Below are 17,154 nucleotides of genomic sequence, written 5' to 3'. Positions count from 1 at the left end.
GCCGCGGGAGCGGCGGCGGGAGCAACCGATCGCCCGAGCGATGCGGCTCCAGCTCGGGGACGAACCTCGTCGCTGCCGCGGTCCGGACGAGCGACGCGGTGGCCCGTTCGTGTGCGCGACGCGTCCCCATCGTGTCGCCGCGCGGTGCCGGCGCGCAGCGCCTACTTCGCCTCGGCGCGGGCGCACACCGCCGTCGCGCCCGTGCCGAACGGGCCGAGATGGATCGCGAGCGGCCGCTCGCCCGGATCGGTGCCGAGCGCCGACGACCTCGCCTTCTTCGAGTCGATCACCGTGCCGCACACGAGCGTCGCCGTCCTCGAGAACACCGCCAAGTGGCGCAACGTCGAGCCCGCCGACGGGGTGTGGAGCTTCGCGGCGGTCGACGCCGACGTCGAATGGGCGCGCGCGCGGCGCTTCCTGGTGAAGGGCCATCCCCTGCTCTGGGGCAACGGCCCGCCGCTCGGCAGCAGCGGCGGGCCGCAGTGGCTCGTCGATCGCTTCCCGTCGCCCAGCCTGACCCCGAGCCAGCGCGAGGCGCTGCGCGGCTACCTCCGTCGCCACGTCGAGACGACCGTCGGTCGCCATCGCGGCCGGATCGGCATCTGGGACGCCACCAACGAGACGCTGAACCTCACCACCCCCTGGTTCATCGACCGCCTCGGCCACGGCATCACCGACGACGTCTTCCGCTGGGCCCACGCTGCCGATCCGGGCGCCACGCTCGTCTTCAACGAGTGGATCGTCGAGGTGTTCACCGGCTTCCCCACGCCCACGGCGGCCGAGGTCCGGGACCGCGTGCGTGCGCTGCTCGCGGCCGGCGTGTCGGTGCACGCCATCGGCCAGCAGTCGCACTACGCGCCGACGCTCGCGTACGTCGGCGTCCCCGTCGACCTCTCCGGCCGCACCCGCATCGACGACTATGCCGCGGCGCTGAACGCGCTCGCCGAGGCCGGGCTGCCGATCCACATGACGGAGACCAACTTCGTCCAGCCCGACGACCCCGAGCAGCGCGCGGCGCAGGCCGAGGGCATCATGCGTCTGTGGTGGGGCCATCCGTCCGTCGAGCAGATCGTCGTCTGGGGCATCTGGAACAAGGTCGCGGGGCGCGACGAGTTCGACGTCGGCCTGTGGGACGACGCGCGCCGGATCACGCGTCACGGCGAGGCGATGCTGTCGCTGTTGAACGATCGCTGGCGCACGCGCGCGACGCTGACGGCGGACGCCGCGGGAGCGGTGCAGCTCGACGCGACGCTCGGCGAGTACGTCGTCGAGTGGGCGGCGCCGGGCGGCCCGGCGCACGCGGCGTTCACGCTCGAGCGCGGTCCGGGGCGCGCGGTCGTGGTGGTCGGCGCACCGTAGGGCGGGCGTCGGATTTGAAGGCGGTTGGCCTGCGGCATACACGTTCCGCCGCATGCCGACGCGACGCGAGTGGGCCGCCGCGGCCATCGGCGTCGTCTTCGCGACGGCCCTGGCGTTCCTGCTGCCGCCGTACGAGGCGCCCGACGAGCCGGCACACCTCGCATACGCGAACTACATCGCCGAGCACGGCGAGCTGCCGTACCAGGACGATCCGGCGCGGCAGGTCTTCGGTCAGGGACATCAGGCGCCGCTCTACTACGTGCTCGCCGGGCTCTTCGTGCGCGTCGCCAAGAACGACGACCGCATTTGGGTGCGGGCGAGGCCCAATCCCGCGCACCGCTGGCACGGCGGCATGCGCACCGACGTGCCGAATTTCGCGCAGAGCGCGCTCGGCTTCCCGTCGACGCGCGACCGGCTCGGCTTCTACGGCCTGCGGCTGCTCTCGGTGGCGGCGAGCGCCGGAACGGTGTTGGCGGTCGGGGCCGCCGTGCGCGTCGTCCTGGGTGCGAGCGCGGGGGCGATCGCGGCCCTCCTGGTCGCGACGCTGCCCCAGTTCGCGGCCGTGTCGGCCGCGGTGACGGCCGACGACGTGACGGCCCTCCTCGCCGCGCTGTTCGCCTGGCAGCTGCTGAGCGGTCTCGTGCGGCCGGACGACACCCGGCATTTCACGCGCGCCGGCGTCCTGCTCGGCCTCGCGCTGCTCACGAAGAAGACCACGATGTGTCTCCTGCCCGGCACCGTGGGGGCCCTCGCGATCGCGGCGTCGGCCGGGGTGACGGACTGGCCGGGGGCGGTCCGGCGGGGGCTGCGCGTGCTGGTCCCGGCGCTGCTGCTCGCCACGCCGGTCTTCATCCGCAACGCGCTGCTCTATGGCGACCCGCTGACGGTCGACATGGAGCGCCGCACGCTGCCCTTCCTGGTGCTGGACCGCGCGCTCAGCGACGCCTACTTCTGGACCGACCTGCCGCGGCTCGTCGCGGCGTCGTTCGTCGGCGTGCTCGGCTGGATGAACGTCTGGCTGCCGGCACCCGTGTACTGGCTCTACGGCGCGCTCGCGCTCGTCATCGCCGGCGGGCTCGTGCCGCGCCTCACGCGCGGCGGCGCGGAGCGCACCGCGCTCGCCGTCGCGGCGTTCTTCGCCGTCGCGTGCTTCGGCGGGGTGGTGCACTACAACCGGTCGTTTCCCCAGCCCCAGGGGCGCTTCATGTTCGTCGTCGTCGCCTTCCTCGCCGTGCTGGCGGCGGGCGGGCTGCTCGAGGCCGCCCGCCGGCTGCGCCTCGACCCGGATCGACTCTGGTGGGGGCTGCTCGTCGTGCTGCTGGCGGTCGATGTCGCGACGATCGTGACCGTGGTCGACTTCTTCGCCTGACGCCGTCCAGCGCGCGCCGCGGGCGGGAGGGACGGCGACGACGAGCGGCGGCCGGGCGCGGAGACGCCCGGCCGCCGACGCCGTCGTGCCTCAGGCGCGCCGGCCGGCGAGCGCGTGCACGTCGGCGGCCGACAGCGGCTTGCCGCCGATGGCCCAGTCGCCGCCCTCGAACTCCTGGATGCGCACCCAGGTGACGCCGCGCATGGCCTCGCCCTCGACCTCGATCATGGCCTCGGTGACCTTCTGGATGAGGTCCTGCTTCTGCTTCGGGGTGAAGACGTCCTTGATGACGTCGATCGTGACGCTGGGCATGGGGGCCTCCTCGCATGGTTGGGCCGCCTCGAGGCGGCGTGATGTGCCGGAGCGTAGGACCGTCCGCCGGTGCATGCTTGCAGGCCGTCTGGAGAGTTTCGGGAGGTTTCTTGGAGAAACCCTGGCGCTGGCCTAACCTGCGGGCGTGATCTTCCGGTTCGACCGCTTCGAGCTCGACCTGGGCACGGTCGAGCTGCGGGAGAACGGCCGGCCGCTGGCGCTGGAGCCGCAGGTGTTCGCGGTGCTGGCCCTGCTGATCGCGCAGCGCGATCGCCTGGTCTCGCGTGACGATCTCGTCGCCACCGTGTGGGACGGGCGCGTCGTCTCCGACGCGGCCATCGCCAGCCGCATCAAGTCGGCCCGGCAGGCTCTCGGCGACGACGGCCGCGCGCAGCGGTTCATCAAGACGGTCCACGGCCGCGGCTTTCGCTTCGTCGCGCCGGTCGCGATCCCGTCCCAGGCGGTCTCCGCCCCGGAGCCGCCGCCCGAGGCCGAGCCGGCCGTCGATCCGGGTGCGCGGCCGTCGATCGCCGTGCTGCCGTTCCGCTTCATCGGCGAGCCGGGGCCGTACGCCGCCATCGCCGACGGTCTGCCCGACGAGCTGATCGCGGAGCTGGCGCGGCTGCGCTGGCTCTTCGTCACCGCGCGCGGCTCCTCGTTCCGCCTGCGCGCCGCCGACGTGACGCTGGAGGACGTGGGACGCCGCCTCGGCGTGCGCTACTGCCTCACGGGGACGGCCGAGATCCTCGGCTCGCACCTGACGGTCGCCGTCGAGCTCAGCGACACGCGCGACGCGCGCATCGTCTGGGCGGAGCGCTTCGACGGCGGCGTCGGCGACGTGCACCGCATCCGCGCCGACATCCGCGCGCGCGTGCTGATCGAGCTCGAGCTCCGCATCCCGCAGCACGAGGCGAACCTGGCGCGTCTCGCCGGCAGCGAGAACCTCGACGCGTGGGCGGCGTACCACCTCGGCCTGCAGCACATGTTCCGCTTCGACCGCGCCGGCAACGCCGCGGCGGCGGCGTTGTTCGAGCGCGCGATCGGGCTCGACCCCGGCTTCGCGCGCGCCCATGCGGGGCGCTCGTTCCTCCACTTCCAGTCGGCGTTCCTGCGTCACACGGCCGACCGCGACGGCGAGATCGCGCGCGCCCACCGCTGCGCCGAGCGCGGTCTCGAGCTGGAGCCGCTCGACCCCTTCGTCAACTTCACGATGGGGCGCTGCTACTGGCTGGTCGGCGATCTCGGCCGCAGCCTGCCGTGGCTCGAGCGGGCGACGGCGATCAGCCCCAGCTACGCGCAGGGCATGTACGCCCGCGCCTGGACGGAAGCCCTCGGGGGACGGCCCGACGAGGGACGCGCCCACGTCGACGTCGCCATGCGGCTGAGCCCGCTCGATCCCCTCCACTACGCCATGCTCGCCACCCGGGCGCTCGCGCACCTGGCGGAGGGCGACGACCCGACGGCGGCGGCGTGGGCCGAGCGCGCCGCGCTCGCCCCCGGTGCGCACGTCCTGATCGCGATGATCGCCGTCGCCGCGCACGCGCTGGGCGGCGACCCGGCCCGCGCCGCGGCGTGGGCGGCCGACGTCCGCGCCCGCGACGCCGCCCTCGGGCAGGCGGACTTCTTCCGCGCCTTCCCGATGCGCTCCGAGGCGCTGCGGGTACGCATCGCCACCGGCCTGGCGCGCTTCGGGCTCTGACGCGGCGTCGCCGGACCGCGTTCGCAGGTTTGGGATCGCTTGCCCGGCGGGTTCCCAGGGCTGGGTCCGTGCACGGAAGCCGACGGCGACCGCGCACGGGCACGGCGGTTGCTCCGCACCCGGACAGGCACGCTGCGGCGGCCGGGACGCCCCACGTATGCGCTCCCTCCTGACCCTCGCCTACAAGCTCCTCGTCACCGACCGGGCGAAGTTCGCGGCGCTGATCATCGGGCTGACCTTCTCGGTGTTCCTGATGGTGCAGGTGACGTCGATGTTCGCCGGCATCCTCCAGCGCGCGTCCGCGACCGTCGTCAACACGGGGGCGTCCATCTGGGTCATGGATCCGGCCGTGACCACGGTCGCGAACACCATCCCGCTGCCCGACTACGTCCTCGACGCCGTACGCAGCATGGACGGCGTGCGCTGGGCCGTGCCCCTCTACTCGGGCGCGGCGCTCGTCCGGCTGAGCTCGGGCACGTATCAGGCGGTGACGGTGCTCGGTCTCGACGATACGAGCCTCTTCGGCCGTCCCCGCCTGGTCGCCGGGCACATCGAGGACATCTACGCCGACGACGCCTACATCGTCGTGCGCGACACCGAGTACGGCAAGATGGAATCGCCGACGCTCGGGACGACGTTCGAGATCAACGACCATCGTGCCGTCGTCGTCGGCGTCGCCGAGGTTCCGCTGAGCAGCCTCTTCGGCGTGCCGACGCTGTACACGACCTACCGGCGCGCCATCCAGGACATCCCGTCGACGCGCTTCACGCTGTCGTACGTTCTCGTCGAGCCCAAGACGCCCGAGGCCGTCCCCGCCATCGTCGCGCAGGTGCAGGCGCTCGGCTATCGCGCGCTCACCGCGCGCGGCTTCCGAAGCCAGATCACGTCATTCTACACGTTTCGGACCGGCGTCGGCACGAACATCCTCATCATGACGCTGGTGAGCTTCCTCGTCGGGCTGTCGGTTTCGGGGCAGACGTTCTACACCTTCATCGTCGAGAACCTGGAGCGCTTCGGGGCGCTGAAGGCGATCGGCGCGAAGTCGCGCGAGCTCGTCCTCATCATCCTCTTCGAGGCCGTGCTGACGAGCCTCACGGGCTACGGGCTCGGCGTCGGGCTGGCCGCGCTGCTGATCGCGCTCGCGAAGCTGCGCCTACCCGACTACGCCGCGACGATCACCTACCTCAACCTCGCGCTCGCGTTCGTCATGGTCCTCGTGATCGCCGGCGTGTCGGGCTACGTCGGCGTGCGCAAGGTGATCCGCGTCGAACCGTTCGACATCTTCCGAGGCTAGGGATGCGCACCGTCGCGATCGAGGCGCGCGGCATCGTCAAATGGTTCGGTGAGGGCGACGCGAAGACGCTAGCCGTACGCGAGGTCGACCTCGCCGCCCGCTGCGGCGAAATGCTCTACATCGTCGGCCCATCCGGGAGCGGCAAGACGACGCTTCTCAGCATCCTCTCCGGGATTCTGCGGCCGAACGCCGGCACGGTCGTCGCCCAGGGCCGTGACATCTGGCGCCTCGACGACGACGCGCTCGCCGACTTCCGCCTGCACACGATCGGCTTCGTCTTCCAGGACTACCACCTGTTTCCGCGTCTCACGACGGTGGAGAACGTCGCCATCCCGCTGATCCTGCGCCGGCGGCCCTGGCACGCCGCCGTGGAGGCGGCGCGGCACTGCCTCGACGTCGTCGGCCTCGCACGCCGCGCCGAGCTGCCGCCGCTCAAGCTGAGCGGCGGCGAGCAGCAGCGCGTCGCGATCGCGCGCGCGATCGTGGCCGAGCCCGAGATCCTCATCTTCGACGAGCCGACGGCATCGCTCGACGGCGAGACCGGCCGTCGCATCGTCGAGTTCGTCCGCATCCGGCTGCTGGGACCCTCACGGTGCATCGTCATCGTGACGCACGACAACCGCATCGCCGAGTTCGCCGACCGGACGATCACGATGGAGGACGGGCGGATCACCGGCGAGGTCCGCGGAGGCTGATGCGCGTCCGGCTGATATTCGTCCTCTCGGCGCTCGGCATCGTGGCCGGTGTCGCGAGCGCGATCGTGTTCGCGATCCGGCAGACGCCGTTGCCGCCCGTATTCGACCCGCCCACGAGCCCCTACGAGCGCGGCGTCTACGCCAACGGCATCGTCGAGAGCGACCAGCCGAGCGGCGCGAACGTCAACGTCTTTTCCGAGGTGGCCGGCACGGTCACCTCCATTCTGGTGCGCGAGGGCGAGCGCGTGACGCGGGGCACGCCGCTCGTGCGCATCGAGGACTCCGTCCAGCGCGCCGTCGTCGCGCAGCAGAAGGCGCAGGCGGGCGCCGCGCGGGCCCTGCTCGAGCAGCTGCGCGCCGAGCCGCGCCCGGAGACGCTGCGCATCGCCGTCAGCCAGGTCGCAGCCGCGCAGGCGACGCTCGCGACCTCGAGCGACCAGCTCGCGAAGCAGCGGGCCTCCTACGCCGCCGATCCGCGCTCGGTGAGCAGGCTCGTCCTCGACGACGCGATCAACGCCGTCCGCGTCGCGCAGGCGAACCTCGACGTCGCACGGCGGCAGCTGGATCTCACCAAGGCCGGGGCCTGGATCTACGACGTCCGCAACCAGGCGGCGCAGTACCGGGCCGCGGCGGCGGCCGCGGCGGCGGCGCGCGCGCTGCTCGCGAAGTACACGATCCGCGCACCGAAGGACGGCACCGTCGTATCGGTGAACGCCGCGGTCGGCGGCTACGTCGCGCCGCAGGGGACGTACGACACCTACACGGAAGGGGAGACGCCGATGCTCGTCATGGCCGACGAGCACGTGCATCTGGCCGTGCGCGTCTTCGTCGACGAGATCCTGATCGCGAAGCTCGGCCGCGTCGACGCGCTCGAGGGTACGATGTACGTCCGCGGCACGGACGTGCATGTCCCGCTCGAGTTCGTGCGCGTGCAGCCCTACGTCACGCCCAAGATCGAGCTCTCCAACGACCGCACCGAGCGCGTCGATCTGCGTGTGCTGCCGATCGTCTTCCGCTTCGTGCGTCCGGCGGACATGGCGCTGTACCCGGGGCAGCTGGTCGACGTGTATGTCCGTGCGCGGTGAGCGACGCCGCCGGCGCCTTGTCCTGGCGCCGCTCCTGCTCGGCGCCGGCTGCGCCGTCGGGCCGGACTTCGCGCGGCCGCCGCCGCCCGTGCAGACGCACTACACCGCCGCGCCGCTGCCGGCGGAGACCGAGACGGCGGCCGGCCGCGCCCAACGCTTCGTCCCCGAGGCGGCCGTGCCGGCCGCCTGGTGGGAGCTCTTCCGCTCCCCCGAGCTGAACGCGCGCATCGCGCAGGCGCTCGCGGCGAATCCCACGCTCCGGGCGGCACAGGCGACGTTGCGCGCCAGCCGGGACCAGCTGCGCGCCGGCTACGGCGTCTTCCTCCCGCAGGTCGATCTCGGCGGCGGCGCGGTGCGCGAGCGGCCGTTCGTTCCCATCCCGGGCTCCGGGCGCGAGACCTTCGACGTCTACTCCGTCTCGGCGAGCGTGTCCTACGTGCTCGACGTGTTCGGCGCCGAACGTCGCGCGGTCGAAAGCCAGGGGGCGCAGACCGAGGCCCGGCTGTACGAGACGGCGGCGACCTATCTGACGTTGATCGCGAACGTGGCCAACGCGACCGTCGCAGAGGCGGGGTATGCCGCGCAGATCGCGTTCACGGGCAAGCTGATCGCCGACGAGCGCGAGCAGGTCGACGTCACCCGCGCGCAGGCGAACGCGGGTACGGTGCCGTGGGCGACCCTCTCGAGCCTCGAAGCGCAGCTGGCGGCGAGCGAGGCGCAGCTCGCGCCGCTCGAGCAGCAGCTCGACCACACCCGCCATCTGCTCGCGACGCTGCTCGGGACGGAGCCGGGGGCGTCAGGCGCCGCGCCGGTGTCGCTCGAGGACCTCGACGTGCCGCAGGACGTGCCGGTGACGTTGCCGTCGGTGCTCGTCCGCCGGCGGCCGGACATCCTCGCCGCCGAGGCGCAGCTCCACAGCGCCGCTGCCGAGGTCGGCGTCGCCACCGCCGCGATGTTCCCGCAGATCACGCTCTCGGGAAGCTACGGGTGGACGAGCACCGCGGCGGCGGCGCTCTTCAGCGGTCCGGCCGCCGCCTGGGTGTACGGCGCGCAGGTGGTGAGCCCGCTGTTCCACGGCGGCGAGCTCTGGTTCAAGCGCCGCGCCGCGATCGCGACCTGGGAGGCGTCGATGGAGACCTACCGCCAGACCGTGCTCGCCGGGCTGGCGCAGGTGGCGGACACGCTGGCGGCGCTCGAGCACGACGCGGCGCAGGTCGCCGCGCAGGTGCGTCAGGAGGCGGCGGCGCGCGAGGCCCGCCGCCTGATCGCCATCGACTATCGCTGGGGCGTCGCCGACTACGTCCAGCTCCTCATCGCCGACACGCAGTGGAATGCGGCGTCGATCGCCCGCATCGGCGGCCAGGCGCAGCGGCTCCAGGACACCGTGGCGCTGTTCACCGCGCTCGGCGGGGGGTGGTGGGACGTGCAGGATTCCGTGCTGGGCGCGGCCGGCAGCCCCCCGGACCCGTGACGGCGGCCGGTCGGTGCGCAGATGGCAACCCGTCCGACACGATCCCACCCCGGCGGTCGTCTCGCTCTGCGCACGGGTGGACCGGCCCCGCGGATTTCGAGTAAGCCCGTGCGTTCGAACGACCGGCGCATCGGGCCCGGTCGATGCTTCCAGCGGAGACCTCGTGCGATCTCGATTCCTGCTCCTCTCGTCGCTCTGTTCCCTGGTCCTGGCCGGTACGGCACCCGCCGCCGTCGTGCAGCCGAACGTCGGCTACCTCTCGATCCTGGAGGCGACGCCCGGGGACACCCTGACGCTCGTGCATCCCGAACGCGGCCAGGTCGCGAGCGGGCAGGTCGACGTCAACGGCAGCCTGCTGTTTCCGTTCCTGGAGCAGGGCGTCACCTACGCGATCGAGAGCGCCGGCGGCGGCGAGCCGCTCACCGGCACCGTCCTGCGCTTCGCGGATCATCCGCCGCAGTCGTTCTACGAGGCCCAGACGCTGACCGAGGGCTATCAGTACATCCGCATGCGCGACGGCACGCTGCTCGCCGCGACCGTGCGCCCGCCGCTCGGCAAGACCATGGCCGACGGGCCGTTCCCGACCGTCATCGAGTACTCGGGCTACAACCCGGCCGAGCCCGGCGCCCAGCCGTCGCAGCCCTCGGAGCTGATCACGTGGGCGCTCGGCTACGCCGTCGTCGGCGTGAACATGCGCGGCTCGGGCTGCTCGGGCGGCGTCTTCGGCATCTTCGACTACGCCACCACGGCCGACGGCTACGACGTCGTCGAGACCGTCGGCGTGCAGCCGTGGGTGCTGAACAACAAGGTCGGCATGGTCGGCCTCTCGTTCTCCGGCATCACCCAGACGTTCGTCGGCGGCGCGCGCCCGCCGCACCTCGGTGCGGTCGCGCCGCTGTCGACCATCGGCGACATCTACCGCGCGCCCGGTTACCCGGGCGGCATCTTCAACAACGGCTTCGCGCAGAGCTGGCTCGACGAACGCCGCCGCGACGCCGAGCCGGCGCCGGCCGGCGGCCAGGGCTGGGCCCGCCGGCAGATCGAGGACGGCGACACCGTCTGCCTCGACAACCAGAAGATGCGCCTCCAGCAGATCGACCCCGTCCTGCAGACGAAGGCGATGCCGTTCTACACGCCGTCGATCATGGAGGAGCGCTCGCCGGCGACCTGGGTGGGCCGGATCGAGGTTCCGATGTTCTACTCGGCCGCCTTCCACGACGAGCAGACGGGCCCCGACTTCGCCGCCATGCTGTCGCGCTTCCCGGTGCGGCCGGACGTGAAGGTGACGGTGCAGAACGGCGTGCACACGAGCCCGTTCGATCCCGAGGTGCTGTGGGACTGGATCGCCTTCCTCGACATCTACGTCGCCGGGCGCATCCCCGACCCGAGCCGCATGAGCGCGTTCGCGAGCATCCTCACGCAGGAGATCCTCGGCGCCGACAGCCCGGCCGTGCCGGTGCCGCCGGACGACTACGACGCCGTCACGAGCCTGGGCGAGGCGAAGGCGCGCTTCGAGTCGGCGCCGTTCGTCACCGTGCGCATGGAGAACGGCGCCGGCTCCGACGTCCCGGGCCTGCCCGTCGCACGCTACCGGCTCGGCTACTCGCAGTGGCCGCCCAAGGAGGTGAAGCCGACCACGTTCTTCTTCGGCAAGAACGGCAAGCTCGCGAAGAAGCGCCCGCGCGGCAAGAAGTTCGACATCTACCGCCCCGATCCGGCCGCGCGCCCGATGTCGTCCCTGCCGAACGGCGACGCCTGGGCGGTGATCCCGCCCTACGAGTGGCTGCCGCTCGTCGACGGCACCGCCGTCGCCTACACGACGCCGCGGCTGAAGAAGAGCCTCACCGTCGTCGGGCCGAGCAGCGTCGACCTGTGGCTGCGCAGCAGCGCCGCCGACACCGACATCCAGGTGACGCTGTCGGAGGTCCGTCCCGACGGGCAGGAGATCTACGTCCAGAGCGGCTATCTGCGCGCCAGCCACCGCAAGCTCGACGAGGCGCGCTCGACCTCGACCCACCCGGTGCAGACGCACCTCGAGAGCGACGCCGCGCCGATGCCGGCGGGCGAGTTCGTGCCGGTACGCGTCGAGCTGTACGCCGTCTCGCACGTGTTCCGGAAGGGCTCGCGGCTGCGGATCAGCGTCGAGGCGCCGGGCGGCGATCGCGTCGCGTGGGCGTTCGACACGCCGCCGACCGACGGCCTGGTGGTGAACGACGTCGCGCGCGGCGGGAAGCGTTCGTCGAAGATCGTGCTGTCCGTCGTTCCCACGGCGAAGGACATCCCGGCGACCCTGCCGCCCTGTCCGTCGCTGCGCGGGCAGCCGTGCCGTCCCTATGCGCCGGCGGTGAACGGCGGCTGACGCGCCGGCGACGCATGCGGAACCCGCACGCGGGCCGGCCCTTCACCGCCGAGGAGGCGGGCCGCGAAACGATCGCGGCGGCGCTCGAGGACGTCTCCGTCCCGACGCTGCTGCTGTCGTGCCTGCACATGAGCGGGGACGCCGCGATCCTCGACGGGCCGCTGCGCCCGCAGGGCCTGTTCCTCAACGAGGTGCAGGGCTTCATGTCCGAGGAGGACAAGGCGGCCGCGCGCGCCTTCGCGCTGGACGTGATCTGCGCCTGGCGCGACCGCGGCTGCCCGGAGCCCGAGCCCATCGGCCCGGCGCTGCTGAAGCGCATGATGGACTGGCTCGCCTGCGAGGACGTGCCCGAGGAGTACGTGCAGATGCTCCTCGAGGAGATGGAGCTGGGCGGCGCCGACGCGCGGGCTGCGGTGCCGCTCGCGGACTCGGCCGCGGCGTTCCCGGTCGTGGTCGTCGGCTGCGGCATGTCGGGCCTGCTCGCGGCGATCCGCCTGCAGGAGGCGGGCTTTCCGTACGTCGTCGTCGAGAAGAACGCCGGACCCGGCGGCACGTGGTGGGAGAACCGCTATCCCGGCGCCCGCGTCGACGTCGGCAACCACTTCTACTGCTACAGCTTCGAGCCGAGCGATCACTGGACGGAGTTCTTCGCGCAGCAGCCCGAGCTGCAGGCGTACTTCCAGCGCGTCATGGAGAAGCACGGCGTCGACGAGCGCGTGCGCTGGGGCACGGAGGTCGTCGGCGCGACCTGGGACGCGGCGGCGGCGACCTGGGAGGTGGCCCTCGACAGCGGCGAGACGCTGCGGGCGCGCGCCCTGATCGGCGCCGTCGGCCAGCTGAACCGGCCCTTCGTCCCCGACCTGCCGGGACGCTTCGACGGTCCCGCGTTCCACACCGCATGCTGGGACCACGACGTCGATCTCACCGGCAGGCGCGTCGTCATGGTCGGTGCGGGGGCGACCGGCTTCCAGGTGGCGCCCGCGATCGCCGACCGCGTCGCGCATCTCACGGTCGTCCAGCGCACGGCGCAGTGGATGTTCCCGAACCCGAGCTACCACGCGGCCGTCGGACCCGGCGTGCGCTGGGCGCTGCGCCACCTGCCGTTCTACGGCCGCTGGTACCGCTTCCTCCTGTTCTGGCCCGGCTGCGACAAGGGTCTGCCGGCGGCGAAGGTCGATCCGAGCTGGGAGCCGCAGGCGCAGTCGGTGAGCCCGGTGAACGAGATGGCCCGGCTCATGTTCACCGAGTGGATCACGAGCCAGCTCGCCGACCGGCCGGACCTGATCGCGAAGGTCGTTCCCGACTACCCGGCTACGGGAAAGCGCACGTTGCAGGACAATGGCAGCTGGCTGCGCACGCTCGTGCGCCCGAACGTGACGCTGGTGCGCGCCGGCGTCGCGCGGCTCGAGGCGGACGGCGTGGTCGATGCCGACGGGACGAAGCACGCCGCCGACGTCGTCGTGTGGGCGACCGGCTTTCGCGCCAACGACATGCTGGCGCCGCTGCGCATCACCGGCCGCGACGGCGCCGACCTGCACGCGCACTGGGGGACGCGCCCGCGCGCCTACCTCGGCATGACGGTGCCGCGCTTCCCGAACTTCTTCATGCTCTACGGCCCGGGCACGAACCTCGCGAGCGGCGGCAGCCTGATCTTCCACGCCGAGTGCCAGGTCCGCTACGTCGTGCAGTGCCTGCGCGCGCTGGCGGAGCGTGGGCTCGCGACGCTGGAGCCGCGCCAGGACCGCTACGACGACTGGTACCGGCGCTGCCAGGAGGAGCTGCGGCAGACGGTATGGGCGTCGCCGCACATCGCGCACAGCTTCTACAAGAACGCCGCGGGCGAGGTGCACGGCCTCAGCCCGTGGCGCCTCGTCGACTACTGGGCGTGGACGCGGCAGCCCGACTGGGACGACTACGTCCTCGCGTAGCCTCGTGGTCGCCTAGCCGAGCGCGTCCGCCAGCCGTTCGTAGGCGGCGAGGAAGTCCTCCTTGAACTCCTGCACCACCGTGCGCACCGACTTCGCCTGGTTCATCAGCCCGACGCCCTGACCGACCCAGTAGGTCGCCAGGGTGCGCGCGCCGTCGTGACCGCCCTCGGCGAGCTTGTCGACCTTGCGCAGCGCCGGCTCGCTCACCATCGACTGCAGCGGCATCGGCAGCGGCTTCGGCGCCTCGGGGCGCTCCCAGGCGTCGGTCCAGGGCGAGCGCAGCTGGCGCGAATACTTCCCCGTGCGGGCCTTCGAGCGCACGGTGTCGCGCGAGCTGGCGGCGAGCATCTTCTCCTTCACCGCCGGGTTGGTCTCCGCCTCGTGGGTGGTGAGCCACACCGACGCCGTCCACGCACCGGCGGCGCCCATGGCCACGCACGCCGCCATCTGCCGTCCCGTGACGATGCCGCCGGCCGCGAGGATGGGCGTGTCGCCGTAGGGACGGATCGCCTCCGCCACCTCGGGGACGAGGACCAGGGTCGAGACGTCGCCGCAGTGGCCGCCGGCCTCGCCGCCGGCGACGACGAGGATGTCGACACCTGCCTGCACCTGCTTGATCGCGTGCTCCTTCGCGCCGACCAGCGCCGCCACCGCGACGCCGTGCCGCTTGCCCATCTCGAGCATGATGCGCGGCGGGACGCCGAGCGCGTTCGCGATCAGCTTGATCGGATGCCGGAACGCGACCTCGAGCGCGCGCGCCGCGCCGCTCTCCTGCAGGTTGTCGCGCAGCGCGCCGTGGCCGCGGCGTGCCTCGTCGAGGTCGCCGGCGTCGATGCCGTGGGCGGTGAGGATGTCGGCGGCGAAGCGCTTGTGCTCGTCGGGCACCAGCCGCACGACGTCGTCGCGGGAGATCGTCTCGCCCTTGCCGGCGAAGGCGCTCGGCACGATGAGATCGACGCCGTACGGCTTGCCGCCGACGTGCTCGTCGATCCACGCCAGCTCGGTTTCGAGGCGGTCGGGCGGCAGGCTGACGGCGCCGAACACGCCGAAGCCGCCGGCGCGCGACACCTCGCAGACGACGTCGCGGCAGTGGCTGAAGGCGAGCAGGGGAAACTCGATGCCGAGCAGGTCGCAGATGGGGGAACGCATGGGTCGTCGGGTCGTAGCCGGGGCGCGCCGACACGGTCAAAGGCGCACCTGCCGACCCGATGGCTGCGAACGGGCGCGCATCGCCGCGCCAGGTTCGCGGCCGCGGATCGCCGCGGACGTCGCCGCCGGCGCATCCGCTTGCGCAGGGGCCGTACCACGATGGGGCCCCGGGTCGTGCACGCGCGCGAACATCGTGGCGTCGGGATGTACGAATGCACGATCCGGCGGCGCGAAGCGTCGCAAGTTCGGGGCCGTCGCTCGGCGTCATTCTTGCTGGGGTCGCCCGCGTGCCGATGCGCTACCTCGCCACCGCTCTGGCCGCCGGGCTCCTCGTGACGGCGCCGGCCCACGCCCTCCACAAGAACTCGCCGCCCGCCATCCGGATCTCGAAGGGCGCCCCGACGTCACATCCCACGACCCCGTCGTGGGATCGCTACGTCGCCTTCGCCTCCAGCGGCGATCTCGTGGGCACGGGCAACACCACGCGCCAGGTGTTCCTCTTCAACCTGTTCGCGCACGACTGCGACATCGGCGGCATCGTCATCGGCTGTCCGCTGCCGGCCGTGCCGCCGATACGCCAGATCACGTCCGGGCCGGGTGCGCCCGACAATCCCACGATCAATCAGGCCGGGACGCTGCTCGCGTTCGACGCGCTGGGCTCGTACGGCGGCGGCACCGGTCCCGCGGCCGCGCGCCGGCAGATCTTCCTCCTCAACCTGGCGACCGGCGACCTGCGCCGGGTCACCAACGGCACCGACGGCGACAGCGTGCGCCCGTCGCTCAGCCGCGCAGGCGGCCGCATGGTGTTCGAGTCGAGCGCGTCGCTCGTGGGGCCGTCCGGCGTCACGCAGATCTATCTCTACGAGACCAACCTGGGCGGGCTCCAGCGGCTCACCGACGGCGCCGCGCCGAGCACCAATCCCGCGCTCAACAAGCTCGCCTCGGTGGTCGCCTTCGAGTCGCGCGCGCGCCACCTCGGCGACGGCTCGGACTCCGGCATCTCGCAGATCTTCTGGTACGACGTGAAGCGCTCGCGGCTCCACCAGCTCACCAACGGCAACGGCCCGAGCACGCACCCGGCGGTGTCGTCGGCGGTGAAGAGCAAGACGCTGCGCAGGTCCGGCATCCGGCGCGTCGCCATCCTCTTCGATTCCACCGCGACCAACCTGCCGGGCACCGCGGGCGGTCCGGGCCGCCAGGCCTACGTCGGCTCCGTCGACCTCGGCGACCTGCCGAACCTCGTACAGCTGACGCCGATCCCGGTGGACGGCTGCACCCCGTCGAGCCCGGGCGAGTCGTCGTATCCCACCATCGATCCGACCGGCCGCCGCATCGCCTTCATCTCGACGGGCGACTTCCTCTGCAACGGCACCACCGGTCGCCGCGCCTTCGTGACCGACATGCGCCGCGTGCCCGCCGTCCTCTATCAGATGACCGGCCGCGGCGACGTCCAGGGGCCGCTCTCGAACTTCCTCGGCCTCTGGTTCCTCACCCTCTCGACCAACGACGATCTCACCGGGCAGGGCGTCTGCGGCCACCAGCTCCAGGTCATCGACTACTTCACCGGCCGCTGGTCGCCGGCGACGAAGGTGGGCCAGACCCCGCTCGAGCCGATCCCGGGCAACCCCGACGCGGGATGCGACGACGGCAACCCCTGCACCGCGGACACCTGCGGGCCGGGCGGCGTCTGCAAGAACACGCCGATCGCCTGCCCCTGAGCGCCGCGCCCAGCCGGCGCGCGCCGGCGTGAGCGGGCGTCGTGATCCTCCCCGCGATGCGCGACCAGGCGACGCTCGCCGCCCGCACCCGCCTCCGCGGCCGGACGCCGCCGGGGTATCGCTGGCCCCGGCACGTGGCGCTCGTCGCCGCCTTCACGGCCGTCGGTCTCGCGGTGCCGCTCGCGACGACGCTGCCGCTCGGCGTCGCCGACGGGCTGGCGCTGGCCGTGATCCTGCTCGCGATCGTGCTCGCCGAGTACGCGTCGCACCGCTGGTCGATGCACCGGCCGCGCTTTCCGCGCGCCGTGTACCATCGCCACGTGGTCGAGCACCACGCCTTCTTCTCCCGCGACCACATGGCGATCGACCACTGGACCGACCTGCGCTGGGTGCTGTTCCCGCCCTGGGCGCTGCCGCTCCTCGTGGTGACCATCCTGCCGTTCTTCGCCGGCCTGTGGGCGCTCGGCGCGCCGCGGCTGGCGTGGCTCTTCCTCTTCGCGGTGATCGCGTACTACGGCGTCTACGAGATCACGCATGCGCTCGCCCACGTGCGGCCCGGCGACGGCCCGCTCGGGCGCGCGATCGCCGCCGTCACGCGGCACCATCGCGTGCACCACGATCCGACCCTGATGCACCGCTGGAACTTCAACTTCGTGGTGCCGCTCGGCGACTGGCTGTGGGGCACGACGTGGCGCGAGCCGACTTGACTCCCGCCG

General features: G+C 72.5%; 13 protein-coding genes. 11 read left to right on the top strand and 2 right to left on the bottom strand.

Going from position 1 to position 17,154, the window contains the following annotated elements:
* The first annotated feature begins 144 nt into the window (after positions 1 to 144).
* Together KIT14_02080 and KIT14_02075 are read left to right on the top strand one after the other, a co-directional pair.
* Positions 145 to 1,359: an endo-1,4-beta-xylanase gene (locus tag KIT14_02080; protein ID MCW5889321.1), complete on the top strand. Its 1,215-nt coding sequence runs from the start codon at positions 145 to 147 to the stop codon at positions 1,357 to 1,359.
* Between the two features lie 52 nt (positions 1,360 to 1,411).
* Positions 1,412 to 2,728 (top strand): glycosyltransferase family 39 protein, encoded by a 1,317-nt coding sequence (locus tag KIT14_02075; GenBank protein ID MCW5889320.1) that lies wholly within the window; start codon positions 1,412 to 1,414, stop codon positions 2,726 to 2,728.
* 90 nt (positions 2,729 to 2,818) lie between these two features.
* Here the strand turns inward: KIT14_02075 and KIT14_02070 are convergent, their stop codons facing one another.
* Positions 2,819 to 3,040, bottom strand: a complete 222-nt coding sequence (locus KIT14_02070; GenBank protein MCW5889319.1) for a tautomerase family protein — start codon at positions 3,038 to 3,040, stop codon at positions 2,819 to 2,821.
* Between the two features lie 145 nt (positions 3,041 to 3,185).
* On the opposite strand from KIT14_02070, the gene KIT14_02065 reads away from it, so the two are divergent.
* From KIT14_02065 to KIT14_02035, 7 genes are all read left to right on the top strand, one after another.
* The gene (locus KIT14_02065) at positions 3,186 to 4,739 is read left to right on the top strand and encodes a winged helix-turn-helix domain-containing protein (protein MCW5889318.1); all 1,554 of its coding nucleotides are present in this window, start codon (positions 3,186 to 3,188) and stop codon (positions 4,737 to 4,739) included.
* 157 nt (positions 4,740 to 4,896) lie between these two features.
* Positions 4,897 to 6,033 carry an ABC transporter permease gene (locus KIT14_02060; protein MCW5889317.1) on the top strand — a complete coding sequence of 379 codons (1,137 nt, stop codon included), beginning with the start codon at positions 4,897 to 4,899 and terminating at the stop codon, positions 6,031 to 6,033.
* Between the two features lie 2 nt (positions 6,034 to 6,035).
* On the top strand, positions 6,036 to 6,728 hold the full coding sequence (locus KIT14_02055) for an ABC transporter ATP-binding protein (GenBank protein MCW5889316.1): 693 nt from the start codon (positions 6,036 to 6,038) through the stop codon (positions 6,726 to 6,728).
* The gene (locus KIT14_02050) at positions 6,728 to 7,813 is read left to right on the top strand and encodes a biotin/lipoyl-binding protein (protein ID MCW5889315.1); all 1,086 of its coding nucleotides are present in this window, start codon (positions 6,728 to 6,730) and stop codon (positions 7,811 to 7,813) included. Before KIT14_02055 ends, KIT14_02050 begins: the two co-directional genes overlap by 1 nt.
* A complete protein-coding gene (locus tag KIT14_02045) occupies positions 7,803 to 9,284 on the top strand; it encodes an efflux transporter outer membrane subunit (protein ID MCW5889314.1) in 1,482 nt (493 codons plus the stop codon). Before KIT14_02050 ends, KIT14_02045 begins: the two co-directional genes overlap by 11 nt.
* A 163-nt stretch (positions 9,285 to 9,447) precedes the next feature.
* The gene (locus KIT14_02040) at positions 9,448 to 11,643 is read left to right on the top strand and encodes a CocE/NonD family hydrolase (GenBank protein ID MCW5889313.1); all 2,196 of its coding nucleotides are present in this window, start codon (positions 9,448 to 9,450) and stop codon (positions 11,641 to 11,643) included.
* 14 nt (positions 11,644 to 11,657) lie between these two features.
* Positions 11,658 to 13,571, top strand: coding sequence for an NAD(P)/FAD-dependent oxidoreductase (locus KIT14_02035; GenBank protein ID MCW5889312.1), 1,914 nt, complete (start codon positions 11,658 to 11,660; stop codon positions 13,569 to 13,571).
* A gap of 12 nt (positions 13,572 to 13,583) precedes the next feature.
* Here KIT14_02035 and KIT14_02030 read toward each other — a convergent pair whose 3' ends face one another.
* Entirely contained in the window at positions 13,584 to 14,720 is a 1,137-nt protein-coding gene (locus KIT14_02030) for a nitronate monooxygenase (protein ID MCW5889311.1), read from the bottom strand.
* 287 nt (positions 14,721 to 15,007) lie between these two features.
* On the opposite strand from KIT14_02030, the gene KIT14_02025 reads away from it, so the two are divergent.
* Positions 15,008 to 16,438 carry a PD40 domain-containing protein gene (locus KIT14_02025; protein MCW5889310.1) on the top strand — a complete coding sequence of 477 codons (1,431 nt, stop codon included), beginning with the start codon at positions 15,008 to 15,010 and terminating at the stop codon, positions 16,436 to 16,438.
* 41 nt (positions 16,439 to 16,479) lie between these two features.
* A complete protein-coding gene (locus KIT14_02020) occupies positions 16,480 to 17,145 on the top strand; it encodes a hypothetical protein (GenBank protein MCW5889309.1) in 666 nt (221 codons plus the stop codon).
* Positions 17,146 to 17,154 lie beyond the last annotated feature (9 nt).

Source organism: bacterium (assembly GCA_026129405.1).
Taxonomy (GTDB): Bacteria; Desulfobacterota; Binatia; order DP-6; family DP-6; genus JAHCID01.
The sequence above is the reverse complement of the archived record's forward strand: the minus strand, read 5'-3'. Positions and strand labels throughout refer to the sequence as shown.